Raw genomic sequence first — 26,699 nt, forward strand, 5'->3', positions numbered from 1 at the left:
CGCAATTGCGCTGAAATCGTGGCAGCCACATGACAGTTTCGCCTTGGTCAGGCGATCCGTTGATGACCGGATTGACAATCTGGAAACAAGCGTCGAACTGCTGCGATCCTTTAGCGAAAGCTCTGCCGTGGCCCATTCCGATCTGGTAATTACCCCCGTCGCTTCCAAGGCTGACCGCAAAGCCTTTGTCGATCTGCCCTGGCGGCTCTACGCTGGCGATTCCAATTGGGTGCCGCCGCTGAAGGGCGAAGTGTACGGCTTGATAACACCCAAGAAGAACCCCTTTTTCGGCCATGCGGAAGCGCAATATTTCCTGGCCCGCCGCGGCGACCGCATCGTGGGTCGCATCTCCGCCCATATCGACCATCTCGCGCTCGCCCAACCTCCGGAGCAGGGCATGGGACCGGGCACCGGCAATTTCGGCCTGTTCGAGGCGGAGGATGCAGACACGGGCGCGGCGCTGATCGGCGCGGCTGAAGCCTGGCTTCGCGCCAAGGGGATGACCCGCGTTCTGGGGCCCATTTCCCTTTCCATCTGGGAAGAGCCGGGCTTGCTGATCGAAGGGCATGACCATCCGCCGACGGTGATGATGGGGCATAACAGCGCGGCTTATCAGGCGATGATCGAGGGATCGGGCTATCTGCCGGTCAAGCAGCTCAAGACCTATGAACTCGACATCACCAAACCCTTCTCCCCGCTGATCCAGCGGATCATTTCATCGGGCGGGAAAAGCGAGCGCATTCGCGTGCGCAAGGTCGATAAATCGAAATTCGATGAAGAGGCCGCGATCATCCTCCACATCCTCAACGATGCCTGGGGCAAGAATTGGGGCTTTGTGCCGATCACCGACGCCGAGATCGCCTTTATCGGCAAGAAGCTGAGGCCGCTCGTGTTCGAGGATCTGATCATGATCGCGGAACTGGAGGGCGAGCCAGTCGCCTTCATGATGACCTTGCCCGACCTTAATGAAGCGACCGGCCCGCTCAATGGCTCGCTCTTCCCCTTTGGCTGGGCGAAACTCCTCTGGTGGCTGCGCAAGCCGCAGGTGCGCACGATGCGCGTTCCGCTGATGGGCGTGGTCCAGCGGCTTCAATCGTCGCGTCTGGCCAGCCAACTCGCTTTCATGATGATCGAAACCATCCGGCTCAGCGCGATAACCCGTTATGGCGCGACCCGTGGCGAGATCGGCTGGGTGCTGGACGACAACCAAGGCATGAACGCCATCGCCGACGCCATCAACAGCAAGGTGAACAAGGTCTACCAGATCTACGAAAAGCCGCTTGCATGATCATCGCCCCGATGAATGCCGGGACGGTTGGACAGGGCTAAACCGGCACGGCCACGTCGATCGCGCCGGCCGCCACCGCTGCGGTCACGGGCGTTTTCGCCAGAACTTCTCCGTCGATCGAAATCCTTTGCCGAGGGCGAGTTTCAATACGGAAAGACCGCCCGCGAAACTCCCTTGTCTGCGCATCCCTGTCGCGCAGCTTGAAAAATTTCGCATACCAATCCCATGCCAGCCGCGCATGGCTCCGCCCCACCACGGCCTGGATCACCAACTCTCCGCTTTGCACATCGGCGTGTTCGGACAGTTCCACGCCGCCGTGAAAGGATCCGTTCAATATGCGGACCTCGGTGGACCACATGCGCCTTTCTTCCGTGCCATCGTCGATCATCAGCCGAAACGCGCGAAATCCCACCGAGCATTTGACCGCCCAGATCAGGTAGCCGATCCGCCCCAGATAGCGTTTCAGCTTGTGGGGCACTGTCCTTCCGATCATCGGCGAGAGTCCCAGCGACGCGGCATTCACAAAATAATCATGGTCGATCATGCCCAGGTCGATCCGAAGCCGCCGACCGTTGGCGATCGCGTCCACCGCCCCGTCCAGATCGAGCGGGATGCCAAGCGTGCGGGCGAAGCTGTTTGCCGTTCCCAGTGGCAGGACGCCGAACACGCAATTCCTGCCCACCAGTTCATCGACAGTGCCGGACAGCGATCCATCGCCCCCGCCGACGATGACCATCGGAGCGCCGCTTTCCACCGCTCCACGCACCGTTTCCTGCAATTGGTCAGGATCACGAACGGCATGGGCGGCGGTTAACCGGACGCCCGCTTTTTCCAGCTTCTCCTTTGCCTGCGCGAACAGCGCTTCGCCCTTGCGGCTATGAACATTGACGATGAGCGCCGCTTCGCGCGGCAGGGAATTCGTTTCCATGGCCCAACAACACGCCAGCCGTCCATCGGGTCCGGCGCGCAACGAATCTGCTCATACGGTCGTTAAATGGCCATGGCCCGCATCGCTCATCTGTCCGACGTGCATTTTGGCGCGAATGATCCGAAAATCGTCTCTGCTACCGAAGCCTGGCTGCACCAAAACCAACCCGATCTTGTCATCATCAGCGGCGATTTCACACAGCGCGCGCGCGTGGAGCAGTTTCGCGCAGCCTCCGCCTGGCTGAACCGCCTCCGCGCGGCGGGCATGCGGCTGCTGGTCATTCCCGGCAATCATGATGTCCCTCTTTTCGACGTCTTGCGCCGCTTTGCCGCCCCCCTGCGCCGCTACAAACGCTATATCAGCAACGATCTGTGTCCCTGGTATGAGGATCAGGAAGTGGCGATCCTGGGCCTCAACACCGCACGGTCGCTGACGATCAAGGATGGACGCATCAATCACGACCAGATGCGTTTGCTGCGGGACCGCTTCGCCACCGTTGCCCCCGACAAGACCCGCATCCTCGTCACGCACCACCCGCTTTTCGCGATGCCGATCGGCCGGGGGGGTGAATTGAGCGAGGCGGTTGGACGCCACGAGGACGCGGTCGAGGCGGCGACGGCGGCTGGCATCCACATCGCGCTCGCGGGCCACTTTCACCGCACTTATGCGGAAGCGGCGCAGAAAATGGCTGCGGATGCAGGCGGCGCGCTGGTGATCCAGGCTGGCACCGCGACGTCAACGCGCCTGCGTAATGCGGAGCCGCAGAGCTTCAACTGGCTCCATGTCCACCGGAACGACAGGATCGAAGTGCAGGTGGTCGTGTGGGACGGGACCAGCTTCCAGCGGGGCCATCATGTCGAATATCACCGTGACGACGAACGATGGGAGGCCCGCGACGTGGCGGACGCTGCTTCCGCCCCCGGCATCCGCGTGGCGCAGGCCGCACGCATCTGACGGGGGGGTGCTCGATCAGTCGAACGCCGGCCCCGCGAGCGCCATCCCGTGATCGCGGATGGCAGAGGGCCATGCCGCCGCATTCGCCTCAAATGCCGCGCGATCCTTTGCGTAGAGCGCGCGGATGGCGGCCTCATAGCCCGGTCGGTCGCCAGCCATGACCATCAGAAAATGATAGGCCGCATCCATCGCCGCGCGTGGCGTAACGCGCCCCTCCGATTCCTTGCGGGCCTGCTCCACCAGCCGCCGCAGCGTTGCGGATGCGCCGCCCGGCTGCGTGGCCAGCCATTCCCAATGTCGGGGCAACAATGTGATCTCGCGCGCCTGCACGCCCATCTTTGGCCGCCCGCGCGCCCGTTGCGCTTGCTGTTGCACTGGCCCACGCAGGTCGATGTCCACTTGCCGCCCAGTCGCGTCATCGAACAGCAACAGGTTTTGCGCGTCCTCGCCCATGGCCCGCAGCGCGGCCTTCACCTCATCCTCGTCGCCCGTGGCAATCCTAAGATCGCCTGAAAAGGCGGTAAATGTCCGCGTCACACCGAATCTCCTTCGGTGCAATAAATATTACCCGGATGATATAAAGTCAATTAACCCGGATTAAATTACTCGCTCAGCTCAACCCATGTCGGCGCATGGTCGCTCGCCTTTTCACGACCCCGAAAATCCTTGTCCACCTGTGCATCCACCAGTCGGTCGGCAGCCGCCGGACTGAGCAGCAGATGATCGATGCGGAAGCCCGCGTCGCGGGGCCAGGCATTCATCTGATAGTCCCAATAGGTCCAAACCCCGCCGCCCGGATGGCGGCTGGCGATCGCATCGGTCCAACCATCGCCCAGCAGCCGCCGATAGGCCGCACGGCTTTCCGGTTGCATCAGGGCGTCATTGGCCATCGCCTGCACGGAATAGACGTCCCGGTCGCGCGGAATGACATTATAGTCCCCGGCGAGGATCGCGGGCACTTCCTCAGCCCAGATTTGCGCCGCACGGTCGCGCAGTCTTTTCATCCAGCGCAGTTTGTAATCGAATTTCGGCCCCGGCTGCGGATTGCCGTTGGGCAGGTAGATGCTGGCGACGCGCACCCCCTTCACATCCGCTTCGATATAGCGGCTATGCTCATCCTCCGGCTCGCCCTCCAGCCCGCGCCGCACTTCGACCGGGGTTTCGCCGCGCGCCAATATCGCCACGCCGTTGAAACCCTTTTGACCATGCCAGATCGCGCCATAGCCAACCTCCTCGATCTCCTTGATCGGAAAAGTCTCGTCAGACGTCTTGATTTCCTGCAGGCACGCGACATCGGGCTGCGTTTCGTTCAGCCATTCCAGCAGGCGCGGCAAACGGGCCTTGATGCCGTTGATGTTGAAGGTCGCGATGCGCATGGGCCGTTTCTCCTCCCGCGCATCCCTAGAGAGAAGTGCGGGGCTTCGACAAGGGAGACCCGGAGATTAAATCGAAAAGCTCGACCCGCAGCCACATCCGGCCGTCGCATTGGGGTTCGTCACCTTGAAGGCCGCGCCGCCCAGGTCAGACACGAAATCCACCGCTGCCCCACGCACCAGATCCAGGCTGACGTCATCCACCACCAGCGTCACGCCGTCACGCTCGACCGCAACATCTTCGGCCTCAATCGTATCGGCCAGTCCGAAACGATACTGAAAACCGGAACAGCCCCCACCCTCGACGGCCAGACGCAGGATCGCCGGCTTGCCTTGCTTGGCGGCAATCGCCGCAACGCGCGCAGCGGCAGAGGGAGTAAGATCAATGTCAGCCATGGTGCCTAGATAGGATCAAGCAAAAGGCCCGGCAACCCATCGGCGCCGAGCCTTGCAAACTATAGAAGGGAAGATCGGAGCAGCGCGGTTTAATCCGCGACCTTTTCCTGCGCCTTGGTCGGGCCGCCCATGGCGATCGGCGGCTTGGTGTTCATCGCCACCAGCACATCGGGTCCGACGACGAACGGAATGGGGTTGATAGCCTGGCCATCGACGCGCACTTCATAATGCAGATGGCTGCCGGTGGAACGGCCCGTCGAACCCATCAGGCCGATCAGTTGCCCGCGGCGCACATAGCTGTTCGGCGCGGCGACCAGCTTCGACATGTGGCCGTACCGGGTTTCAAGTCCGCCGCCATGCGAAATCTGGACAAGATTGCCATAGCCGCTGGCCCAGCCCGCGCGGTTAACGATACCATCGGCGGTCGCGTAGATCGGCGTACCGACCGGCCCCGGAATATCGATGCCCTTGTGCATCCGCGCGCTGCCATTGAACGGATCGGAACGCACGCCGAAATTGGAGGTCAGGGACAGCCGTTCGACGGGACGGCCGGTGGGGATGTTGTTTGCGGCTCTGGCGCCGCCATCCAGCTTTTGCAGGCTGGCGAACAGATTGGAAAAGCCGACATCGGCCGGGCCAAGCGCGTTGCTGTTGATTTCCGATGCATCGCCATAGGGATCGTCCGCGACATTTTCGGCCTGAGCTGGCAGCGCCGCGCAAAGCGCGCCTACCATGCCGACTGCACCCAGATTTTTGAACGCAGACCGGAACCATCGCGCATCGCGCGCATTATTCATATGAGAAATCAACATGCCGACCCCGACTTATCTACTCCGGAGGCATTAAGCCTCTCGGCGCTCCCCGTGTTCTACAATGCGACCTAAGATCGCCACCCGCACAGTTAGAGTGCATCTCCCGTCTCATTGTGCAAGCGCGCTGTAAAATTCCAGCGTTAAACCGGCTTGTCGACGCGCCGAGTCGTTGAACGGAGGCTTCAAGGCGCCGCGAAAGTGGCGTTTTACAAGGATTTGGTAATGATTTTCGGGGGCAAGCCCTGCTCGGCTCGTCGCATACCCAAACCATGTCGTCCCGGCCGAAACATGCCGAATCTCATCTGTCATAATGCGCTGCAATATCCTTGCGGTTCGCAGGTCGCCCGCTCCTTCGAACCGCTGGATGGTCGCGGGCGTAATGTCCAGCGCGCGGGCTTCCAGCACCATTGGCACGATCGCCAAACGCGCCATCGCGTCATGTGCGGTCTCACTGGCCGCCTGCCATAGCCCGTCATGCGCGGGCAGATCACCATATCGACTGCCCATCTGTTGCAGGCGGCGATCCAGCATCGCGAAATGCATCGCCTCCTCTGCCCCCACACGCACCCAGTCATCGACAAATGCACGCGGAAATTCCGCGCCAAACCTGCCGATCAGATCGAAGGCCAGGTCGATTGCGACAAACTCAATGTGCGCCAGGGCATGTATCATGGCGGCGCGCGCCCGATCCGAACCGATCCTGCCGCGCTTGGGCATCTGGTTCGGCGGCAGCAGCTGTGGCGCATCGGGACGGGCTGGCCGGTCGGGCATGGCGGCGTCAAACCGATGCGTCAGGCACCCCAGCCGCCAGGCGCGGGCCACTGCACGCGCGGCCATCAGCTTGGCCAGCGGATCTGCCGTTGCGAGCACATGGGCGCAGGCCGATCCTACGCTTTCAATCTCCGCTGGCAGGCTCAAAGCGCCTTCGCGGCCTCCAGCACTTGCGCGGCATGGCCCTTAACCTTCACCTTGGGCCAGACCTGCACGATCTTTCCTTCGCCGTCAGCCAGGAAGGTCGCGCGCTCGATCCCCATATATTTGCGGCCATAGAGCGACTTTTCGACCCATGTGCCAAAGGCTTCGCATGCATCCCCCGGCTCATCCGAAGCCAGGGTGACGGACAGGCCATATTTGTCGGCGAATTTCTTGAGCTTGGCCGGCTTGTCCTTCGATATGCCGACGACGGGCACGCCCAGCGCCGCGAAATCGCCCGCCAGTTCGGTGAAATCCTTTGCCTCATTGGTGCAGCCGGGCGTATCCGCCTTGGGATAGAAATAGATGACGGCTGGCTTGCCGCGATAACGCGCCAGCGTGAAGTCGGTCCCGTCCGCATCCTTCAGGGCAACGTCGGGCAGGCTGTCACCGGCTTCCAGCATCATCTTCCTCCACATAGGGCGCGGCCAGCGCCGCCCAGGCTTCGCCTACCCTTTGCCGCGCCTGCGCATAGCTTTCAAGCAGCGCATCCCAGCTTTCGACGCCGCATGCCCGCGCGACCACCGGCTGCGTCGCCAACGGCGGTTCGGTCGATTTGGGCGACACCAGCCGCCACACGATCAGGAAGCGGGTGAAGAGGTCATGCGCCGCAACCAGATCTCCGGGCAGATGCCCCGCGGCCACCAACTGCTCCAACGCGACGCGCAGGTCAGGATCGAACGCCATATTGTGCTGGAACTGCGTCACATGAACCAGGAATTCCAGATCGACGAGGCCGCCGGGCGCCAGCTTGACGTCCAGCTCACCGGCAGGCGGCTTATGTCTGGCGATGTCGCCGCGCATCTTCACCGCGTCGCGCGCCAGCGCCTCGAAATCACGGGGACGCTCCAGCGTCTCGGCCAGGATCGCGCCCAACGCCGCGCGCGCCTTTGCCGAACCGAACAAGGGACGCGCCCTCGTCAGCGCCAGATGCTCCCACGGCCAGGCTTCCTCGCGCTGATATTTCGCGAAACTGTCCAGACTGACGGCAAGCAACCCCTGCGCGCCCGAAGGCCGCAACCGCGTATCCACCTCATAAAGCGGCCCTGCTGCCGTCTGCACCGACAGGGCATTGGTGATCCGCTGTCCCAACCGGTTGAAATATTGCGTCGCGCCCAAGGGCCTTGCGCCATCGGATTCGGTCAGGAAGCCGCCGGTGAACAGATAGACCAGATCCAGGTCCGACGCATGGGTCAGCACTCCGCCACCCAGCCGCCCCAGCGCCAATATGACCATTTCTCCGCCCGGCACCTTGCCGTGAGCGGCCTCAAACTCTTTCACCGTAGCGCTGGCGAGCGCTTCGATCGCCGCTTCCGCGACACGGGAATAGCCCCTGCCCGCCTCCAGCGGATCGCCGCCGCGGATGATCTGCGCGCCCAGCGCAAAGCGGCGGTCATTCACCCGCTGCCGCACCCGGTCGAGCAGCGCCTGATAATCCTCTCCCTTCTCCAGCTGCGCGAACTGTTCGGCCAGCTGCTCCACCGGCGGTGGCGGGTCGAAGGCGGATGTGTCGATCAACCCGTCGAGCAATTCCGCCCGCCGCCCCAATGCATCGGCCAGCGTAGGCGCATGGCTCAACAGCTCAGCCATCAGTTCGGCAAGGCCCGGACGCGCCGCCAGCAGCTTGAAGAAGTTGATGGCGCTCGGCAACCGGCCGATCAGGTCATCCAACCGATTAAGCGCGCGCACTGGATCTGGCGCAGCCGCCAGCGTGCGCATCAGGCCGGGCAGCAATTCTTCCAGCGCCTCGCGCGATGCCGTGCTGCGCAGCGCGCGCACCGTGCCCGTGCGCCAGCGGGCGATCCGCGCCACCGGAGCGTCGGTATCGGTAAAGCCCATCTCGGCAAGCTGCCCTGCCAGCCGCTCCTCGTCATGGAAAAGCGACTCTTCCTTCTCGGCTGGCGTCAGCTGGTCATAATTGGCGCCCACCCAAACGACATGCGGCCGCAACAGGTCGAGCAGGGCCGCGCCATCCTCCAGACCGTGCAGCCGCGCGACATTGTCCATCGCTTCGGCTGTCTTGGGCAATTCGTGCGTCTGCCGATCCTCGACCATTTGCAGCCGATGCTCGATGGTGCGGAACAGCACATAGGCCTCGTCCAGCCTGCGCGCGACCTCATCGTCGAACACCCCTGCCACAGCCAATGCTTTGAGCGCATGCCGCGTGTTGCCAGACCGCAGCGCCGGATCGCGCCCGCCCCGGATCAGTTGATGCACCTGCGCGAAGAACTCGACTTCGCGAATGCCGCCCCTGCCACGCTTCAGGTCATAGCCCGGTCCGAATGCCTGCCCTTGCGCATAATGATCGCGGATGCGGCGCGAAATGTCGGTGATCGCGTCGATCGCTCCAAAATCCAGGCTTCGCCGCCAGACGAAGGGCCGGATCTGCTGCATGAAGTAATCGCCCAGCGCCAGGTCGCCCGCCGCCGGGCGCGCGCGGATGAAAGCGGCCTGTTCCCACCCAAGCGCCATGGACTCATAATAGCCGATCGCCGCTTCCACGGGCAAAGCGATCGGCGTGGCTTCGGGCGTGGGACGCAGCCTCAGGTCGACGCGAAACACGTAACCATCGCCGTCCCGCGCGTTCAGCAGTTCGCTGACCCGTCGCCCGATCCGAACCGCCGCATCGGCCGGGTCCTCTCGCTCGCCATGGGGCAGGGTGGTGGGGTCGTAGAGCAGGATCGGATCGATATCGGATGAATAATTCAGCTCCCGGCTGCCATGCTTGCCCAGCGCCAGCACGACGAAGCCCTTGGGCTCCTCCCCCGGATAGCGTTCGGCAAAGGCGGCCATCAGCGCCTCCTCCAACGCCTGATCGGCAAAATCCGACAGCGTCTGGGACACCCGGTCCAGGCCCCAGGCGCCGGACAGATCGGCCGCCGCCGTCACCAGCGACAGGGCGCCCTTGCGCAGCCTCAATGACCTGGCGATCCCATCGTCCGGGGCCGGGATCGCGTGCGCCGCGGCCAACGCAGCGTCATAGTCGCCAAGCGCCAGCAAGTCGGTTACCGCTGGAAAGCGATCCATCTGCCTCGCCAGGAAAGGCGAATGCGCCCTTATACGCGCCGCCACCGCCGTCCAGTCCGCCACCTTTATCTCTCCCGTCATATCGGCGCTAATGCTCCGGCGCTGCGATGAACGCCAGAAACTTTTCCCTCGCACGCCCGTTGTACAGTCATGGAAATGCAGCGCAAATCGGTAGGACGGTCAGCGGAAGAACGGGAAGGCGGCGCTCGTCGTCTCCTGACCGTTGGCCTGCCCCAGCCATATGAAGGCATCGGCAATGCGCTGCGATCCACTTTCCGTCCGCGCGGAGATGGCATTCCAGACGACATGCTTGATTTGCTGGATAAACTCGACCGCCATTGACCGGCATCTGAACAGCGCAGGACTTTGTTTACCAGCCAGAGCTAATGTAGCCGCCTGATTTTTCTGGATGCGCCTCCATGCTCTACAAGGCTTTTGCCGTAATCACGCTGATTGCCGCGCCCATCGTCGTCCTGATCGTGCAGAGCGTCGCGCCCCAGCCGCCATCGGCTGCACACCCTGCCCCTTCCCCTGCCGCATACCAGCAGCCTGCGCCCATCATATCGCAGCCAGCCCCCATGCCCCCCTCAATTGAACCGGCGCCTGACCCGGCAACCTTCGGTCAGCCAATGCCAGAAGCCGGAAAACCCTTTCTGGCGCCCGGCAATGGACTGCCCACGACTGCCGTATCCGCCGGGGAAACGAACGACGAAGAGGGGGCCGAGGCTTCCCCGGAGGACACGCCCTCCTGACGTTGAACGTCAACCTGCAGCAGCGAAAGTATCGCACTGCGCCGGATCCCCGCTATCCAGCCCCTTGCGAAGCCAAGTCATCCGCTCCTCGCTCGATCCATGGGTGAAGCTTTCCGGCACGGGTCGCCGTCCTGCCGCCTTTTGCAGCGTGTCGTCGCCGATCGCCTGCGCCGCGGTCATTCCTTCCTCCAGATCGCCCGGCTCCATCAGCCCCGTGCGCTTCGCCCAGACGCCAGCATAGCAGTCCGCCTGCAACTCGACCTTGACCTGCAAGGCGTTGCCCTCTTCCTGACCGACGCTCCTCTGCCGCTGCTGCACCTTGCCAAGCGTGCCTTCCAGATCCTGCACATGATGGCCGACTTCATGCGCGATTACATAGGCCTGGGCGAAATCGCCGGGCGCGCCGAAACGCTGCCGCAATTCGGTGAAGAAGTCGGTGTCGAGATAGACCTTCTGATCGTTCGGGCAATAAAAGGGGCCCATCGCGCTCTGCGCCGCGCCGCAGCCTGACATGCCCGCCTGCGAATAGAAGGACAGGACCGTCGGGCGATATTGCTGCCCCGACTCCTGGAAAACCTGTTCCCACACACGCTCGGTCGAACCCAGCACCCGCAATGACCATCGCTGGATCTCGTTCAGCTTTTCAGGATCACGGCTGACCGAGACATTCTGTTGCGGTCCGCCGCCGCCGCCGACCAGCGTCAGCGGATTAACCCCCATCACCGCCAGGATGATGAGCGCCACGACGATCCCGCCACATCCAAAACGGCTGCCAATGAAGGGCAGCAACATGCCCAGGCCGCCGCCCAGCCCACCGCCAAAGCCGCCGCCCCGGCCGTCCTGCACTTCGAAATTGGAGCTTTCCCGTTCATCGTCCAGCCGCATGACGCCCTCTCTTTCCTCGCCTGCCTAGCGCATGAGCGGGACGGTTGGAACGGTCGCGATATGGCATTGGTTGCCTCGGTTTATCGGATTGTTACAGCACATTAAGTTGGCGCCCGACGACGCATCGCTATATTGCACTGCGACATGGCCGACATTGACCCAAAAATTCCCCGCCGCGCGGGCACGCCGCTCCCCCTCCCGCGCGAAGTGGCGCTATTGCTGCAAGGCGGCGGGGCTCTTGGATCCTTTCAGGCCGGCGTGTACCAGCGCCTCGACGAACTGGGCGTCGATGTCAGCTGGGTGGCTGGCATTTCGATCGGCGCGGTGAATGCCGCGATCATAGCGGGCAATCCGCCGCACCGCCGGATCAGCCGGCTCAAGAAATTCTGGCTCACCGTGTCTGGCGGGATGCCCAACATAGTCCTGCCGGAAATCGACCATATCCGCGAAGCGGCCCACCTGATGGCGGCTGGCGCGGTCGCGACCTTCGGCGTGCCGGGCATGTTCCGCCCCCGCCTTTGGCCCGCGATGATGATGCCGGAAGGGACGTCCGGCGCCATCAGCTTTTATGACAGCGCACCGCTGAAGGAAACGCTCGACGCCTGCGTCGACTGGGACCTGCTGAACGATGGGCCGGTGCGCCTCTCGGTCGGCGCGGTGGATGTGGAAAGCGGCAATTTCGCCTATTGGGACACACGCGGGCCCGATGGTCCTACCCGAATCGACGCGCGCCATATCATGGCGTCGGGCGCACTGCCTCCGGGCCTGCCTCCGGTCGAGATCGACGGTCGCTGCTATTGGGACGGCGGGCTCGTCTCCAACACCCCGCTCGCCCATGTGCTGGAGCATCAGACCGAGGATATGCTGGTTTTCCAGGTCGATCTCTTCCCGGCCGAAGGGCCCAAGCCGCGCCAGATGACCGACGTCTATTCGCGCGCAAAGGATATTCAATATTCCAGCCGCACGCGGCAGGTCACGGATCAATATCTGCGCCTGCGCCGCGAGCACAAGGCGATGAAGGCGCTGCTCGACAAGCTGCCGCCCGACCTGAAAGACGACCCGGAGGCCCAGCGTCTGCGCCAGATGCTCGACCGGGGCTCCGTCAACATCGTGCACCTTATCTACCGCAGCCGCGCGTGGGAAAGCGGCGCGCGCGATTTTGAATTTTCCCGCTCCACCATGCTCGATCACTGGAGCCAGGGACGGGGCGCAGTGGAAGGCGTGATGCACAAGGGCGACCTGATCGCCCGCAATATCATCAATGGGAAAAGCGCGAGCTTCGACCTCGACGCACCCGACCATCTGAAGGAGAAAAATGCATGAGCAAGTCCCTCGCTGGAAAGACCGCTCTCATCACGGGCTCCACCTCCGGCATCGGCCTTGCCTATGCAAAGACGCTCGCTGCGGAAGGCGCGAATATCGTCATCAACGGTTTCGGCGATCCTCAGGCGATCGAACAGGAACGGCTGGCCCTGGAACAGGCCAGCGGCGCAAAGGCGCTCTACAGCGGGCATGATCTGACCAAAGCCGCTGAAATCGAAGCGATGATGAAGGAAGCGGCCGACACATTCGGCGGTGTCGATATCCTCATCAACAATGCGGGCATGCAATATGTCGCCCCGGTGGAGGATTTCCCGGTCGAAAAATGGGATCTCATCATCGCGCTCAATCTGACCAGCGCTTTTCACACGTCCCGCCTTGCGGTGCCCTATATGAAATCGAAAAAATGGGGCCGCATCATCCAGACCGCCAGCGCCCATTCGCTCACGGCATCCCCTTTCAAAAGCGCCTATGTGACCGCCAAGCATGGCCTTGCCGGGCTGACCAAGACGCTGGCGCTGGAACTGGCCACCTTCGGCGTGACGGCCAACTGCATTTCGCCGGGCTATGTCTGGACGCCGCTTGTCGAAAACCAGATTCCCGACACCATGAAGGCGCGCAACATGACGCGCGAGCAGGTGATGAACGACGTGTTGCTCGCCGGTCAGCCGACCAAGCAGTTCGTGACAGTCGATCAGGTCGCCGCCATGGCGCTGTTCCTGTGCAGCGACGCAGCCGCCAATATCACCGGCGCGAACATGAACATCGACGGCGGTTGGACCGCCCAATGACAGCGTGGCATATTGGCAACGGTCGGAAGCTTTTGTTTTATTAGAGGGAAACTATCTCCTGTGACCCCGTTTCCCTTGGGCAACCTGAAACAAGGCTCAAGGGAGTAGCCTCACATGAAAAAATATATTCTCGCAGCCGCGATGTTCGCGGCGCTGCCTTCGCTCGCCCACGCACAGGAAGAAGCCGCCCCTGACGGCACGCCTGCGTTCGGCGTTGAACCCTATGTCGGTATCCTTGGCGGCTGGCACAGCTTCGATCGCCGTTCGGAATTCGGCAGCGTTCCCGGCGAAACCATCATGAGCGGCGCAATCGTCAGCGGCGTCGCCGGCGTCAACGTGCCGCTCGGTCCGGTCTTCGTCGGCGTCGAAGGCAACGCCACCAAGGGCTGGGCGGACATCGATTGGGAATATGGCGTGAAGGGCCGCTTCGGCGCGCGCGCTGGTGAAAGCGGCATGATCTTCGCCTCTGCCGGCTATCAGTGGGTCAATGGCAAGCAGGGCTGGCCGAACCGCAAGGACTGGATGTATGGCGTCGGCGTTGAAGTCGGCCCGAAGGACATTGGCCTGGGCGGCGTCACCGGCAACAGCGGCATCCGCCTGCGTTTCCAGACCGAGACCTATGATTTCGACAGCTTCCGTCCCACCGCTGGCGTAATCTTCCACTTCTGATCCCTTCCCATAGCGATCAGGGAAAAGCGTTCGTCCCGCACGGGGCGGACGCTTTTTTCATGCAGTGCCTGCAACTGGCCGCTGCCCAACCTCCGTTCGGGCTGAGCTTGTCAAAGCGCCACCTGCCTCAACGCCTCCTCGTCTCCGCGACAACGCCATCACCCCCCTTAACAGCCGGAAAATTCCCCCTATGCTCCCCGCATAAGAGGGAGAATTGCCAGTGCGTCATGCGTTGTGGGTCATCATGGTCGCCGCCAGCCTTTCGTCTGCCGCCACGGCGCAGACCGGAACCTCGTCCGCTCCGGCTGCGTCCCCTGCGCCCTCCAGAGAAATCGCCGCCATGATCGCCCGCGACATGGATGGCTTGATGACGCTTTACCGCGATCTTCACGCCAACCCCGAACTGTCAGAGCAGGAGAGCGCGACCGCCGCCAAGCTGGCGCGCCGCCTCAAGGCTATGACATTCAATGTCACCGAAAAGGTCGGCGGCAACGGCGTCGTCGGCGTCATGAAGAATGGCGAAGGTCCCGTCCTCCTCATCCGCGCCGACATGGACGGGCTCCCCGTCACCGAGCAGACCGGCCTTCCCTTCGCCTCCAAGGTCCGCACGAAGACGGCGGATGGCATGGAAACCGGCGTCATGCACGCCTGCGGCCATGACACGCACATGACCGCCTTCATCGAAACCGCGCGCCTTCTCTCTTCGATGAAGGATCGATGGCAGGGCACGCTGGTCATGATCCTCCAGCCTGCGGAGGAAGTCGGCCGTGGCGCGCGCCTGATGCTGGAGGACGGCCTTTTCACCCGCTTCCCCAAGCCAACCCACGCGATCGCATTTCACGACGCGGCCAATCTGCCCGCAGGAACGATCGGTTATACCCCCGGTTATGCCCTCGCCAATGTGGACAGCGTGGACATAGTTGTGCGCGGCACGGGCGGCCATGGCGCCTATCCGCAAACCGCCAAGGACCCGATCGTGCTGGGCGCGCGCATCGTCGGCGCGCTGCAAACGCTGGTCAGCCGGGAACAGGACCCGCTCGATCCCGCCGTGGTCACGGTCGGCAGCTTCGTCGGCGGGGCCAAGCATAATATCATCCCTGACGAAGCGAAGCTGCTGCTCACCGTCCGCAGCTATTCGGACGAAACCCGCGAACGGCTGATCCGCGGCATAGAACGTATCGCACGCGGCGAAGCAATCGCGGCGGGTGTCCCCGAAAACCGCATGCCGGTGGTAACCGTAAAGGACGAATACACCCCCGCCGCCTACAATCCGCCCGCATTCGCCAATCGGATGGGCGACCTGCTGAAAAGCCATTTCCCCGCAGGCCGCGTTGTGGAGACCAAACCCTCAATGGGCGGCGAAGATTTCGGCCGCTACTACCGCGCCGACAAAAGCATCGACAGCTTCATCTTCTGGGTCGGCGGCGTACCCGCAGACCAGATGGCGAAGGCCGCCGCTGGCCAACTCACCCTCCCCTCGCTCCACAGCCCCTTCTGGGCGCCCGAAGCCGACAAGGTGATCGCAACCGCCAGCGAAGCCACAACCATGATGGCGCTCGATATATTGAAACGATGATATGGAATGGGGGGCAGGAAAGCGATGCTGACGTTACGCAAGGCCGTTGTGGAGGATGGCGCGGCATTGGCCGCGATCTACGCGCCCTATGTCTTGGATACCGTCATCTCCTTCGAGGCCGTGCCGCCCACCGCGGAAGAGTTTGGCGGCAGAATAGCCAATTGCCTGCCCAACTATCCCTGGCTCGTTGCCGAGTTGGACGGGCAGGTCGCCGGATATGCCTATGCCGGCCCGCATAGTGGCCGTGCAGCCTATAATTGGTCGGCGGACATATCTGTCTATCTGGCGCCCGATCATCATCGCCGCGGCATCGGCCGCAGCCTCTACGACGCCCTGATCGCTCTGCTGCGGCGTCAGGGCTATCATGCGCTGTTTGCGGGCATAACCCTGCCCAACGAAGCGAGCGTCGCCATCCACAGCGCGATCGGCATGCGGCAAGTCGGCATCTATCGGGAAGTCGGCTTCAAATTCGGCCAGTGGCATGATGTGATGTGGATGGGCATGACCATCTCTCCGCGCGCTCAGCCCATGTCTGCGCCCACGCCCTTTTCCGCGCTGACCAACCTTCAAGACATCGTGCCCCATCTGACCGGCTAGCCGATCAGGAACTTCCGTTCGCCCTGAGCTTGTCGACGGGCGGCTTCAACAACTCCGCCGAAAGGCTCGGCGCAATCTAAACCGGCCGATGCCCCTTGCGCCACTTCGTAAACAGGTGGCGCGCCAGCATCGTCGGCGGCATGCGCAGCCAGTGGGACCGGATATAAAAGGCAAAGCGCAGCAGCTTGCGCGTCTCGCGGCCCCAGTCATCACGGGCGAGCAGCCGCCCTATCACCAGCCGGTCCCAGACGGTAAGCCGCTGACGCCTCCCCCCGCCGTAAAGCGCCGCCGCCAGACGCTGTGCCTGCGCGACATGCCGTCCAATCCCGTGACGTTTCGCGCGGACGCCCAATCGCTCCGCATCGACATTGTCCAGCAGGCAATGAATATCCCAAAGGTTGCGCAAGCCGCCCGCCAAATCACCGTCGGCCAGCAGATGGGCGACGGAATGGCAGACCATGTCCTCGGGCGAAAGAACGGATAACCGATCGGTTATGGCGACCGCATCCTCCATCAGCGCCCTCGCATCCGGCGTCTGCCGCGCGGTCAGCGGCAGGATGGTATGATGCACGTCGATCATCCGGTCGCGCTCGCGATGGATCATGGGCGGCAGTTCGTGCATCCACTGCCGATAATAGGCGTCGTCATAATCGTCCTGCTTCACCCATTCCCAGCCCGCCGCGTGCAATCCAGCCTCTACCTCATCCATCCTTTCACGCGGCGCCAATATGTCGAGGTCGCCGATGAACCGTCCCTCGCCAGCCTTCAGCCCCGCCGCGACATAGGCTGTGCCCTTGAGGAGCAACACCGGCCCGCCCAGCGCTTCCGCCGCCCGGTCCGCTTCCCACAACGCCTGCCGCGCCTCACGCTCGGCATCCAGCCGCGCATCCGTCAGGATCGGCCGAACCGCGTCGGGGGCCAGCGCCGCACCAATCCGCAGCGCCAGCGTGCCGATCAAGCGCTCCGCCCGCGCCGCCGCGATCAGCGCGTTCCATCCAGAGCCATCCAGCGCAGCGACCGACTTCGGCTCCCGCAACGCGGCCACCAGCAACGCGCTGCTCATGCCAGCTCATCCCAAAGCCGTTCGACAAGCGCGACCGCCGCCTCGCCGGAGGGAAAGTCGATCGCTCGCGCGGGAACATCCTGCACGAAGCGCGTCAATGCGCGAAAGCCCGACTCCCCCAGCGCCACATAATTAGTGGAGGCCTGGGTCAGCCGCATGAACACTTCGCCCTGCCCCACCGGCCGCACCTCCGCCGCATGGCCGAAGCGCGGGAATAGCAGCAGGGCTGGCTTCGCTCCCTCCCCCATGCGCGCCACCGCATCTGCCCGCGGCACAAGATGCCGGATATCGCCCTTGGCCGTTCCCTTGAGCAGCGGTCCCATACGCTCGCCCGGCGTCTCACCGGCAACCACGCCGATCGCCTCATTCTTCAACGATATCAGGCGCGGAAAAGGAAACACCGATCCGGTCACCAGATCCAGCAGGGCGAACTCATCACCCATCAGCCGCCATCCGCGCTCGCCCAGTTGGGCCGCCAGCGTCGATTTGCCCGATCCCGACTCGCCCGTCATGACCAGCGCGCGCCCGTCCTTCTCGACGCTCGACGCGTGGAGCAACAGATGCCGCCGCCAGCCCAGCGCCATTTGCAGGTTCATCCCCATCTCCGCCGCCAGCAGGCCATGGATCAGGCTCATCGGCGCGGCATCGGCCAGCCCATGATCGCCGGTGATGAAGATCGAAGGGCGCACCCATCGCCGGAATGCGCCGGCAGGCTCCAGACGCACGGTAAAGTCAGCTATCTCGCCGCTGACCTGCGGATAATCGGCATATAGCTGCGCCAGTTGCGCGACGGGCTGCCGCCAGGCGGAGCCGATGCGGAAGGTCGCAGGCCCGATCTTCAGGGAAAGCTGATGCCTCACGCGCGCCGCACCACCCCCAGCGCGATCAGGCCAGCCAGATGGGCTTCGATCTCGGCCATCGCCTGACCGGGTTCGCCCAGATCATAGCTCTGCTCAAGCCGCACATGCACCTGCGCAGCCGTCGTGGGGACATCTTTGTCCAGGGCGTACAATATCTCTGGCACCGGGCTGATCACCATATGCGTCTGCCCGGACGCGCGGTGGTAAAGGAGCGTAATGTCCTCCAACACGCACAGCGCGACATCTCTGTCCTGTTGATAACGGCGCTCTGCGGTCACGACCTGCCCTTAAATCCCTGGCGTCGCTCCGCTGTAGCGCGAAGGAGTAAGCAGGTGCCTAACGCGGCATTTGCAATGATGCGTAGCAGGTAAAGCCGCTGGTGCCGGACTGAAGACGGCGGATGTAGTTCAGATAGGCCTGATTCTGGTCATAGCTGGTGCCGGGCAGCCGTCCGCCGCGCAACGCCTGTTTGACCTGCTCGCCGGTGTAACTGCGGCCAGTTGCGGGGAAAGCACCCGAAGTCCCGGCGGGCACCAACTGTCCATTGGGCGCGACATAATTACCCGCGCGGCCCTGATCCGGCACGGGGATGGTGCAGTTGAGTACGGACGCGGCAGTATTGGCCAAGGCGGGGCGAATGGACACGATCGCCGAAGCGGCGGCGGCGCCACCCATAAGCAACTGGCGGCGCGATGACGCCATCAGATCAGCATTTCCCGCTTCCGCGCCGATAACGGCCGGATCGGAAACGGGCGATGGGGGCAACTGCTCGCTCATATGCTCGTGATCCGCTATCCACCCTTGCCAAAGCGTAAAGAATCCACGCTATTGCGCCAGCCATTGCAGCAAAGCTGCCAGGAATCCAGCGCGGTAACCATGAATCGACTATCCATTTCCCAGATCATCGCATCGCTCGCCATATTATTCCTGGCGACGGGCGGCGCGTTGATGATGGGCGCGCCGCCATGGGCGATAGCCCTGCCGGTGCTCGCCGGGATAGCCATCCTGCTGATCGCGGCGCAGGAGCCAGCGCCCCGGCCAAGCGCCGCGTCACCCGCTGAGGACGCCGTCGACATCGTCACCCATCCCGATTTCGCAGACCTGATCGAGGGCATCGCCGATCCGCTGATGCTGATCGAGCGCGGCAGGATCATCCGCGCCAATCGCGCCGCCCAGCGCCTGCTGGGCGCGCATATAGAGGGTGAAGACGCCCGCATCGCCATTCGTCACCCCGCCGCGGCGGAACGGCTGGCGAGCCTGGCCCCGCTGGCCGAACCCGTGATGCTGGAACTGGTGGGCCTGGGCTCCCGCGATCAACGCTGGCAAATGCGGATTGCGCCTGTGGGCGGCGATGGCGCCGTTCGTCGCCTGGTGCATCTGGCCGACCATAGCGGCGCGCATGCAGCCGAAAAGATGCGCGTCGATTTTGTCGCCAATGCAAGCCACGAACTGCGCACGCCCCTTGCGGGCATATTGGGATTTATCGAGACGCTCGCCGATCCGGACCTTGGCCGCGACAATGAAACACGCCAGCGCTTCCTGAAGATCATGGATGGCGAGGCGAGGCGCATGCAGCGGCTGATCGACGACCTTATCTCGCTTTCCCGCATCGAGGCGGAAAAATATCGCGCGCCCGACAGTCCGGTCGATCTGTCGGGATTGGTGGCCGAAGTGGTGGGCGTTTTCCGCACCAGCCATGGTGAGCGCGGACGCGAGGTCGAAATGGAAATCGACCCCGGCCTGCCAACGGTGGCGGGCGACCGGGCGCAGCTTTCTCAACTGCTTCACAATCTGATCGGAAACTCGGTCAAATATGGGAAGGCCGGAACGCCGATCCGGGTCGGCTTGACCGAGGGGCCGAGCGGCATGACCCGTCTGTGCGTCGCGGACGAAGGCGAAGGCATAGGCCCCGATCACCTGCCGCGCCTTACAGAGCGCTTCTATCGCGTCGATTCGGGCCGCAGCCGCGCCATTGGCGGCACGGGCCTGGGCCTCGCGATCGTCAAACATATCGTGGAGCGGCATCGCGGTCGGCTGGACATCGTCAGCACGGTGGGAAAGGGCACCGCCATCACCGTTCTCCTGCCACCCATGGCCAAGGACGAAAAGGCTTCCATATCAACGCATTGAGCGAAAATTTGCCATGTCTGTCATGGCTTCCGGGCACGTTGTCATAAAAATGCAATTGGATTGTCACAAATGCGCGATGTACCGCGACTACGGCGCGTTCCCAGAGGGGGGCGGCGACTGCGAATCGCGGCCTTTTGATAAAGGAGATTATCCGTGAAGCATTTCGCCCTGCTCGCCGCGACCGCCGCGGCGGCCCTCACCCTTGCCGGTTGCGGCGATCAGTCGTCCGGCGGCGGCGCGGGCGGCACCCGCGACCAGATCCGCGCCGTAGGCTCTTCGACCGTCTATCCCTTCGCCACGGCGGTCGCCGAACTATTCGTGCAGGGCAATGCCGGCATGAAATCGCCGATCATCGAATCCACGGGCACCGGCGGGGGCATGAAGCTGTTTTGCGCAGGCGTGGGCGCACAATATCCTGACATCGCGAATGCTTCGCGCCGCATCAAGAAGTCGGAGTTCGACGACTGCCAGAAGAATGGCGTCAAGGACATCATCGAAGTCCAGATCGGTGTCGATGGCCTCGCCTTCGCCGAATCGAACCGGGGACCGGGCCTCAAGCTGACGCCCAAGATCGTTTACGAGGCGCTTGCCGCCAATCCCTATGGCAAGGGTCCGAACAAGACGCAGAACTGGAACGATGTGGATCCCAGCCTCCCGGCGATCCCGATTTCCGTCTTCGGCCCGCCTTCCACCAGCGGAACCCGCGACTCGCTGGCCGAACTGATCCTGGAAAAGGGCTGCCAGTCCGACCCGGCGATGAAGGCGCTCAAGGATGAGAATGAGGACGAATATAAGGCGACCTGCACCCGCGTCCGCGAAGACGGCAAATATGTGGACTCGGGCGAAAACGACAATCTGATCGTGCAGAAGCTGGACAAGAACCCCAATGCGATCGGCGTGTTCGGCTACAGCTTCCTGGAAGAAAATAACGACAAGCTGAACGACATCCCGATCGACGGGGTCGAAGCGACCTATGAGACCGTATCGACCGGCAAATATCCTGGCGCGCGTCCGCTCTACATCTACGTGAAGAAAGCGCATATGCAGGCGATTCCCGGGCTTCAGGGCTTCCTGAACGCCTACGCCGCCAATTGGGGGCCGAACGGCGCGCTCACCAAGCGGGGCATGGTCGCCGCCCCCGAAGATGTGCGCAAGGGGAGCGCCGAAGCGGTGAAGTCGCTGGCTGTTCTCGACGGTTCGAAGCTGAAATAAGAAGAGACTGAATGACAGGTCCTGCAATCTTCCTGCTGCTGGCGGGCCTTGGCGCGATCGCCTGGGTCAGCGCACGAGCCCGCGCGCTGCGCCTGCAAGGCGTGGCCCGGGCGTCGGGGCGGCGCGACGCCGTGCATAGCCTGCCCGGCTATCATGGCTGGTATGTCGCGCTGTGGACGCTCATCCCTGCCGCCCTGTTCCTGGCGGTCTGGGCGAATGTCTCGCCCGGCCTTGTCACGCAGGACGTGCTGAGCAGCTCTGCGGCGCAAGCCTTGCCAGCGGATGGTTTTTCCCGATCATCCATCCTGGGCGAAGCGCGGGCGATCGCCACGGGCGCGCAGGCCGGGGCTTTCAATCCGCTCTCGCAGGGACTTGTCCAACCCTATAAGGACGCCATCGGCAAATATGGCCTGGCGGGCGCGGTTCTTGCGCTCGTCCTCGCCTTTGCCGGCGGCGCCTACGCCTTCACGCGCGTCCGCCCCGATTTCCGCGCGCGTACGCGGGTCGAACGGCTGGTGATGGCTTCATTGCTGATCGCATCGCTGCTGGCGATCATCACCACGGTCGGCATCGTCGCGTCGCTGCTGTGGGAAAGCTTCCGCTTCTTCTCCATGGTCAACCCGATCGACTTCCTGTTCGGCACGAAATGGAGCCCGCAGTCCGCCGCCATGGGCTATGGCAATGAAGATGCGTTCGGCGCGGTGCCGCTGTTCTGGGGCACGATCTTCATCGGCGCGATCATCGCCATGATCGTTGCCATCCCGCTCGGCCTGATGAGCGCCATCTATCTCACCCAATATGCCAACCCCGCCGTACGCCGGTGGATGAAGCCGACGCTGGAGATGCTGGCCGGCGTGCCGACCGTCGTTTACGGCTATTTCGCGGCGCTCACCATTGCGCCTGCGCTTAGGGATTTCGCCGTGTCGATCGGCATTCAGAGCGCCAGTTCCGAAAGCGCGCTCGCCGCTGGCCTGGTCATGGGCGTGATGATCATCCCCTTTGTTTCCTCCATGGCGGACGACAGCATCGCCGCCGTGCCGCAGTCGATGCGCGACGGCAGCCTGGCCATGGGTGCAACCACCAGCGAGACGATCAGAAAGGTTCTTATTCCCGCCGCCCTGCCGGGTGTCGTCGGGGGCGTCCTGCTCGCCGTCAGCCGCGCCATCGGCGAAACCATGATCGTGGTGATGGCGGCGGGCCTTTCCGCCAACCTCACCCTGAACCCCTTTGCCAGCGTGACGACCGTGACGACCCAGATCGTCCAGTTGCTGACCGGTGACCAGGAATTTGACAGCGCCAAAACGCTCGCCGCCTTCGCCCTCGGCCTTGTCCTGTTCATCGTCACACTGCTGCTCAACATCGTGGCCCTGCGGGTCGTGAAGAAATATCGCGAGGCTTACGACTAATGGCCCCCACCCTATCAACATCCGTTCGTGCTGAGCTTGTCGAAGGAGACAGGCGGCTCGTTCGAACAGGGCGAACGGAGCGCGTGTGATGACCACCAAACGCCTCCCCACCGACTGGAAATCGGACGTGATGCGCAACCGGATTGCCCGTCGCTATGCTGCGGAGCGCCGCTTCAGGCTGATTGGCCTGTTTGCGGTGCTGCTCTCTGCCGCCTTCCTCGCCTTCCTGCTCTTCACCATGCTCGGCAACGGCCTGCGCGGTTTCACCCGCACGGAAATCGCGGTGAAGATCGACTTCGCCGCTTCACCGCTGCTGCTCGATCCCAATGCCATTACCGACGAGGCGCTTTCCAACGCGAACCTGCCGATGGTGACCAGCGATGCCGTCACGAAAGCGCTGGGCGCGGATGCGGACGATTGGGTTTCCCCGACTGCGTGGATCGTCCTGCGCGACAGGATCAAGGCGGACCCCAAGATCCTCTCCCGCACTGAAACGGTCACGCTCCCCGCCTCTACCGAGATCGATCGTGCCGCCAAGGGCGATGGTTCGCCCGAAGCCGAAGCAACCGTCGATCGCCTGAAAGGGGCCGGTCTGCTCACGACCGGCTTCAACTTCAACTTCCTGACCGCCAGCGACGGCACCGATCCGACGCAGGTTGGTATATGGGGCGCGTTCAAGGGCTCTCTGCTGACCATGCTGGTGACGCTGGCCCTCAGCTTCCCGATCGGCGTTGCGACCGCGCTCTACCTTGAGGAATATGCCCGCAAGAACTGGCTGACCGACATCATCGAAGTGTCGATCAACAATCTTGCCGCCGTCCCCTCGATCATCTTCGGCTTGCTCGGCCTGTCGATCTTCCTGAACTTCCTGCACCTGCCCCGTTCGGCTGCCCTGGTCGGCGGCATGACGCTGGCGCTCATGACCATGCCCGTCATCGTCATCGCGGGCCGCAACGCCATCAAGTCGGTGCCGCCCAGCATCCGCGACGCTGCGCTCGGCATCGGCGCTTCGCCGGTGCAAGTCGTGTTCCACCATGTCCTGCCGCTCGCCCTGCCCGGCATCCTCACCGGTACGATCATCGGCATGGCGCGCGCGCTGGGCGAAACCGCGCCGCTGCTGATGATCGGCATGCGCGCCTTCATCGCGACGCCGCCGGGCGGGATCACCGATCCGGCGACCGTGTTGCCGGTGCAGATATTTCTGTGGTCCGACGAGGTTTCGAAGGGCTTTGTCGAAAAAACGTCCGCCGCCATCATCGTGCTGCTGATCTTCCTGCTCGCGATGAACGGTCTGGCCATCTACCTGCGCAACAAGTTCGAAAAACGGTGGTAACAATGATGCACGAACCGCAAACCCTGGTGCCCGCCACCGAAACCAAGATGACCGCGCGCGACGTGAATGTCTTCTATGGCGACAAACAGGCGATCAAGGGCGTCTCCATCGATGTCGACATGGATAATGTGACGGCCTTCATCGGCCCGTCCGGCTGCGGCAAGTCCACTTTCCTGCGGACGCTGAACCGCATGAACGACACGGTCGCATCGGCTCGCGTCGAAGGCACGATCACGCTGGATGGCGAGAATATCTACGCCTCCAGCATGGACGTGGTGCAACTGCGCGCCCGCGTCGGCATGGTGTTCCAGAAGCCCAACCCCTTCCCCAAGTCGATCTATGAAAATATCGCCTACGGCCCGCGCATCCACGGCCTCGCCAGTGGCAAGGCGGACCTTGACATCATAGTCGAAAAGTCGCTCCGTCGCGCCGGCCTGTGGGACGAGGTGAAGGATCGCCTGCACGACAGCGGCACCGCGCTTTCCGGTGGTCAGCAGCAGCGCCTCTGCATCGGCCGCGCCATTGCGGTTGAACCCGAAGTCATCCTGATGGACGAACCCTGCTCGGCGCTCGACCCCATCGCCACGGCCAAGATCGAGGAACTGATCCACGAACTGCGCGGCCGCTACGCCATCGTCATCGTCACCCACAATATGCAGCAGGCCGCCCGCGTGTCGCAGCGCACCGCCTTTTTCCACCTCGGCGAACTGGTCGAATATGGCGTGACGTCGGACATCTTCACCAACCCCCGCCAGGAGCGGACCAAGGACTATATCACCGGACGCTACGGCTGAACCGGGGGGAGAGACGAATTATGGCTGAACATACGATCAAGGCGTTCGACGAGGAAATCGACAAGCTGCGCGGCCTCATCGCCGAGATGGGCGGCCGTGCCGAAGCCGCCATCGAACATGCGATGCTGGCGCTCCAGCGACAGGACAAGACGCTCGCCGCCCAGGTGGTTGCCGACGACAAGCGCATCGACGCCATAGAGGCGGAGGTTGAAAAGCTGGTCATCCAGGTGATCGCCCTGCGCGCGCCCATGGCCGACGATCTGCGTGACGTCATCGCCGCGCTGAAGATCGTCAGCGTCGTCGAACGCATCGGCGATTATGCCAAGAATATCGCCAAGCGCGTGCCGCTGGTCGCCACTAACCAGCGCACGCTGGAACCGGTATCGCTCCTCCCATCCATGGGGCAGGTCGCAGCCGAGATGGTGCATGACGCGCTCAACGCCTTCGCCGCGCGGGACGCCGACCTCGCTCTTGCGGTGATCGAACGCGATACGGTCGTCGATGATTTCTACAACAGCGTCTTTCGCAGTCTCGTCACCTACATGGTCGAAAATCCCAAGACGATCAGCGAATGTGCGCATCTGTTGTTCGTCGCCAAGAACATCGAACGGATCGGCGACCACGCCACCAATGTCGCGGAAATGGTCTATTACGCCGCCACCGGCCAGATGGCCCCGGAACGCGAACGCGGCGGCACCCAGCCCCTGGAGGACTGAATATGGCGAGAGCCAAGATGCTTCTGGTCGAAGACGACGCAGCACTCGCCGAACTTCTTATCTGGCATTTCAAGCGTGAAGATTTTGAAGTCGCCCACACCGTCGATGGCGAAGAAGCCCTGCTGCTCGCGCAGGAAAATGTGCCTGACATCGTGCTGCTCGACTGGATGGTCGAAAGCCTGTCCGGTATCGAAGTCTGCCGCCGCCTGCGCCGCATGAACGGCACCGCCAACGTGCCGATCATCATGCTCACCGCGCGGGGCGAGGAAGAAGATCGGGTCCGCGGCCTTGAAACCGGCGCGGACGATTATGTGACCAAGCCTTTCTCGCCGCGCGAACTCGTCGCCCGCGTTGGCGCGGTCCTGCGCCGCGTCCGCCCCGCGCTCGCTGGCGAGACATTGACCTTCGCCGACGTCGAGATGGACACGGTTGGCCACAAGGTCCGCCGGGGCGGCCAGGTCATCCCTCTCGGCCCCACCGAATTTCGCCTGCTCAAACACTTCCTCGAACATCCCGGCTGGGTGTTCTCACGCGAGCGGCTGCTGGATAGCGTCTGGGGCCAGGACAGCGACATCGAACTGCGGACGGTGGACGTCCATATCCGTCGCCTGCGCAAGGCGATCAACGCAGACGGCAAATATCGCGACATCATCCGCACGGTCCGCTCTGCGGGCTATGCGCTGGATACCGACGGGGCGGGATAGAGCAGCCGTCGGCAGACTTGGGTGGAAGACGGCCTGCCCTTTACGTCCGTTCGTGCTGAGCCTGTCGAAGCACGCTCGCAACGGTCCGCGTCCTTCGACAGGCTCAGGACGAACGGAGCTTGATGTGTTGCGGCACTGACG

Annotated in this window: 29 protein-coding genes; 16 read left to right on the top strand and 13 right to left on the bottom strand. The window is 63.2% G+C overall.

The annotated features are described in order from the left end of the window. Nucleotides 1–127: 127 nt before the first annotated feature. The gene (locus B6S01_RS04260; protein ID WP_037462278.1) at nt 128–1,288 is read left to right on the top strand and encodes a hypothetical protein; all 1,161 of its coding nucleotides are present in this window, start codon (nt 128–130) and stop codon (nt 1,286–1,288) included. Nucleotides 1,289–1,325: 37 nt separating this feature from the next. Here B6S01_RS04260 and B6S01_RS04265 read toward each other — a convergent pair whose 3' ends face one another. After that, a complete protein-coding gene (locus B6S01_RS04265; RefSeq protein WP_037461675.1) occupies nt 1,326–2,216 on the bottom strand; it encodes a diacylglycerol/lipid kinase family protein in 891 nt (296 codons plus the stop codon). A 72-nt stretch (nt 2,217–2,288) separates the two neighbouring features. Between B6S01_RS04265 and B6S01_RS04270 the strand changes: the two genes are divergently transcribed. Next, nucleotides 2,289–3,170: a metallophosphoesterase family protein gene (locus B6S01_RS04270; protein WP_037462276.1), complete on the top strand. Its 882-nt coding sequence runs from the start codon at nt 2,289–2,291 to the stop codon at nt 3,168–3,170. A 15-nt stretch (nt 3,171–3,185) separates the two neighbouring features. On the opposite strand, the gene B6S01_RS04275 is transcribed toward B6S01_RS04270, so the two are convergent. The 7 genes from B6S01_RS04275 to B6S01_RS04305 all read right to left on the bottom strand — a co-directional run bounded on the left by B6S01_RS04275 (nt 3,186) and on the right by B6S01_RS04305 (nt 9,831). Beyond that, nucleotides 3,186–3,707, bottom strand: coding sequence for a DUF2239 family protein (locus B6S01_RS04275; RefSeq protein WP_037461673.1), 522 nt, complete (start codon nt 3,705–3,707; stop codon nt 3,186–3,188). Between the two features lie 65 nt (nt 3,708–3,772). Next, complete coding sequence (gene xth / locus B6S01_RS04280) at nt 3,773–4,546, bottom strand: exodeoxyribonuclease III (RefSeq protein ID WP_037461671.1); 774 nt, start codon at nt 4,544–4,546, stop codon at nt 3,773–3,775. A 66-nt stretch (nt 4,547–4,612) separates the two neighbouring features. Further along, complete coding sequence (gene erpA / locus B6S01_RS04285) at nt 4,613–4,939, bottom strand: iron-sulfur cluster insertion protein ErpA (protein ID WP_037461669.1); 327 nt, start codon at nt 4,937–4,939, stop codon at nt 4,613–4,615. Nucleotides 4,940–5,028: 89 nt separating this feature from the next. Continuing rightward, nucleotides 5,029–5,751: a M23 family metallopeptidase gene (locus tag B6S01_RS04290; RefSeq protein WP_037461668.1), complete on the bottom strand. Its 723-nt coding sequence runs from the start codon at nt 5,749–5,751 to the stop codon at nt 5,029–5,031. A 108-nt stretch (nt 5,752–5,859) separates the two neighbouring features. Beyond that, a complete protein-coding gene (locus B6S01_RS04295) occupies nt 5,860–6,669 on the bottom strand; it encodes a ferritin-like domain-containing protein (protein WP_037461663.1) in 810 nt (269 codons plus the stop codon). Continuing rightward, nucleotides 6,666–7,127 (bottom strand): thioredoxin-dependent thiol peroxidase, encoded by a 462-nt coding sequence (gene bcp, locus B6S01_RS04300; protein WP_037462274.1) that lies wholly within the window; start codon nt 7,125–7,127, stop codon nt 6,666–6,668. The genes B6S01_RS04295 and bcp overlap by 4 nt, the downstream gene beginning before the upstream one ends. After that, nucleotides 7,111–9,831, bottom strand: a complete 2,721-nt coding sequence (locus B6S01_RS04305; protein WP_174525885.1) for a bifunctional [glutamine synthetase] adenylyltransferase/[glutamine synthetase]-adenylyl-L-tyrosine phosphorylase — start codon at nt 9,829–9,831, stop codon at nt 7,111–7,113. The genes bcp and B6S01_RS04305 overlap by 17 nt, the downstream gene beginning before the upstream one ends. Nucleotides 9,832–9,900: 69 nt before the next feature. On the opposite strand from B6S01_RS04305, the gene B6S01_RS21555 reads away from it, so the two are divergent. Together B6S01_RS21555 and B6S01_RS04315 are read left to right on the top strand one after the other, a co-directional pair. Beyond that, on the top strand, nt 9,901–10,092 hold the full coding sequence (locus tag B6S01_RS21555; protein ID WP_081570279.1) for a hypothetical protein: 192 nt from the start codon (nt 9,901–9,903) through the stop codon (nt 10,090–10,092). 77 nt (nt 10,093–10,169) lie between these two features. Further along, complete coding sequence (locus B6S01_RS04315) at nt 10,170–10,502, top strand: hypothetical protein (RefSeq protein ID WP_037461660.1); 333 nt, start codon at nt 10,170–10,172, stop codon at nt 10,500–10,502. Nucleotides 10,503–10,511: 9 nt separating this feature from the next. Here the strand turns inward: B6S01_RS04315 and ypfJ are convergent, their stop codons facing one another. Beyond that, nucleotides 10,512–11,387: a KPN_02809 family neutral zinc metallopeptidase gene (gene ypfJ / locus B6S01_RS04320; protein WP_037461658.1), complete on the bottom strand. Its 876-nt coding sequence runs from the start codon at nt 11,385–11,387 to the stop codon at nt 10,512–10,514. A 144-nt stretch (nt 11,388–11,531) separates the two neighbouring features. On the opposite strand from ypfJ, the gene B6S01_RS04325 reads away from it, so the two are divergent. The 5 genes from B6S01_RS04325 to B6S01_RS04345 all read left to right on the top strand — a co-directional run bounded on the left by B6S01_RS04325 (nt 11,532) and on the right by B6S01_RS04345 (nt 16,340). Further along, nucleotides 11,532–12,710, top strand: coding sequence for a DUF3734 domain-containing protein (locus B6S01_RS04325; RefSeq protein WP_037461657.1), 1,179 nt, complete (start codon nt 11,532–11,534; stop codon nt 12,708–12,710). After that, complete coding sequence (locus tag B6S01_RS04330; RefSeq protein WP_037461655.1) at nt 12,707–13,498, top strand: 3-hydroxybutyrate dehydrogenase; 792 nt, start codon at nt 12,707–12,709, stop codon at nt 13,496–13,498. Before B6S01_RS04325 ends, B6S01_RS04330 begins: the two co-directional genes overlap by 4 nt. 114 nt (nt 13,499–13,612) lie before the next feature. After that, nucleotides 13,613–14,167 carry a hypothetical protein gene (locus B6S01_RS04335; protein ID WP_037461651.1) on the top strand — a complete coding sequence of 185 codons (555 nt, stop codon included), beginning with the start codon at nt 13,613–13,615 and terminating at the stop codon, nt 14,165–14,167. Between the two features lie 220 nt (nt 14,168–14,387). After that, on the top strand, nt 14,388–15,743 hold the full coding sequence (locus B6S01_RS04340) for an amidohydrolase (protein WP_037461649.1): 1,356 nt from the start codon (nt 14,388–14,390) through the stop codon (nt 15,741–15,743). 24 nt (nt 15,744–15,767) lie between these two features. Next, a complete protein-coding gene (locus B6S01_RS04345; protein ID WP_037462269.1) occupies nt 15,768–16,340 on the top strand; it encodes an arsinothricin resistance N-acetyltransferase ArsN1 family B in 573 nt (190 codons plus the stop codon). A 76-nt stretch (nt 16,341–16,416) separates the two neighbouring features. Here B6S01_RS04345 and B6S01_RS04350 read toward each other — a convergent pair whose 3' ends face one another. Genes B6S01_RS04350 through B6S01_RS04365 form a run of 4 tightly spaced genes read right to left on the bottom strand, consistent with a single transcriptional unit; the run spans nt 16,417 to nt 19,040 of the window. Further along, nucleotides 16,417–17,403 carry a nucleotidyltransferase domain-containing protein gene (locus B6S01_RS04350; RefSeq protein WP_037461647.1) on the bottom strand — a complete coding sequence of 329 codons (987 nt, stop codon included), beginning with the start codon at nt 17,401–17,403 and terminating at the stop codon, nt 16,417–16,419. Then, nucleotides 17,400–18,263, bottom strand: coding sequence for an HprK-related kinase A (locus B6S01_RS04355; RefSeq protein WP_037461644.1), 864 nt, complete (start codon nt 18,261–18,263; stop codon nt 17,400–17,402). Before B6S01_RS04355 ends, B6S01_RS04350 begins: the two co-directional genes overlap by 4 nt. Beyond that, nucleotides 18,260–18,541 (bottom strand): HPr-rel-A system PqqD family peptide chaperone, encoded by a 282-nt coding sequence (locus B6S01_RS04360; RefSeq protein WP_037461639.1) that lies wholly within the window; start codon nt 18,539–18,541, stop codon nt 18,260–18,262. The genes B6S01_RS04355 and B6S01_RS04360 overlap by 4 nt, the downstream gene beginning before the upstream one ends. 58 nt (nt 18,542–18,599) lie before the next feature. Then, complete coding sequence (locus B6S01_RS04365; RefSeq protein ID WP_037461637.1) at nt 18,600–19,040, bottom strand: hypothetical protein; 441 nt, start codon at nt 19,038–19,040, stop codon at nt 18,600–18,602. Between the two features lie 99 nt (nt 19,041–19,139). Here B6S01_RS04365 and B6S01_RS04370 point away from each other — a divergent pair, with 99 nt between their 5' ends. The 7 genes from B6S01_RS04370 (at nt 19,140) to phoB (ending at nt 26,558) form a co-directional block, all read left to right on the top strand. Then, nucleotides 19,140–20,393: an ATP-binding protein gene (locus tag B6S01_RS04370; protein WP_037462268.1), complete on the top strand. Its 1,254-nt coding sequence runs from the start codon at nt 19,140–19,142 to the stop codon at nt 20,391–20,393. Between the two features lie 153 nt (nt 20,394–20,546). After that, nucleotides 20,547–21,605 (top strand): substrate-binding domain-containing protein, encoded by a 1,059-nt coding sequence (locus tag B6S01_RS04375; protein WP_037461635.1) that lies wholly within the window; start codon nt 20,547–20,549, stop codon nt 21,603–21,605. Nucleotides 21,606–21,616: 11 nt separating this feature from the next. Beyond that, complete coding sequence (pstC, locus tag B6S01_RS04380) at nt 21,617–23,011, top strand: phosphate ABC transporter permease subunit PstC (RefSeq protein WP_037461634.1); 1,395 nt, start codon at nt 21,617–21,619, stop codon at nt 23,009–23,011. An 88-nt stretch (nt 23,012–23,099) separates the two neighbouring features. Next, entirely contained in the window at nt 23,100–24,344 is a 1,245-nt protein-coding gene (gene pstA / locus B6S01_RS04385) for a phosphate ABC transporter permease PstA (protein WP_037461632.1), read from the top strand. Between the two features lie 5 nt (nt 24,345–24,349). Beyond that, the gene (pstB, locus tag B6S01_RS04390; protein WP_051907964.1) at nt 24,350–25,138 is read left to right on the top strand and encodes a phosphate ABC transporter ATP-binding protein PstB; all 789 of its coding nucleotides are present in this window, start codon (nt 24,350–24,352) and stop codon (nt 25,136–25,138) included. Nucleotides 25,139–25,158: 20 nt separating this feature from the next. Then, nucleotides 25,159–25,854: a phosphate signaling complex protein PhoU gene (phoU, locus tag B6S01_RS04395; RefSeq protein ID WP_037461630.1), complete on the top strand. Its 696-nt coding sequence runs from the start codon at nt 25,159–25,161 to the stop codon at nt 25,852–25,854. 2 nt (nt 25,855–25,856) lie between these two features. Further along, complete coding sequence (phoB, locus tag B6S01_RS04400; RefSeq protein ID WP_037461627.1) at nt 25,857–26,558, top strand: phosphate regulon transcriptional regulator PhoB; 702 nt, start codon at nt 25,857–25,859, stop codon at nt 26,556–26,558. The last annotated feature ends 141 nt before the right edge of the window (nt 26,559–26,699 follow it).

This window comes from Sphingobium herbicidovorans (assembly GCF_002080435.1).
GTDB lineage: Bacteria > Pseudomonadota > Alphaproteobacteria > Sphingomonadales > Sphingomonadaceae > Sphingobium > Sphingobium herbicidovorans.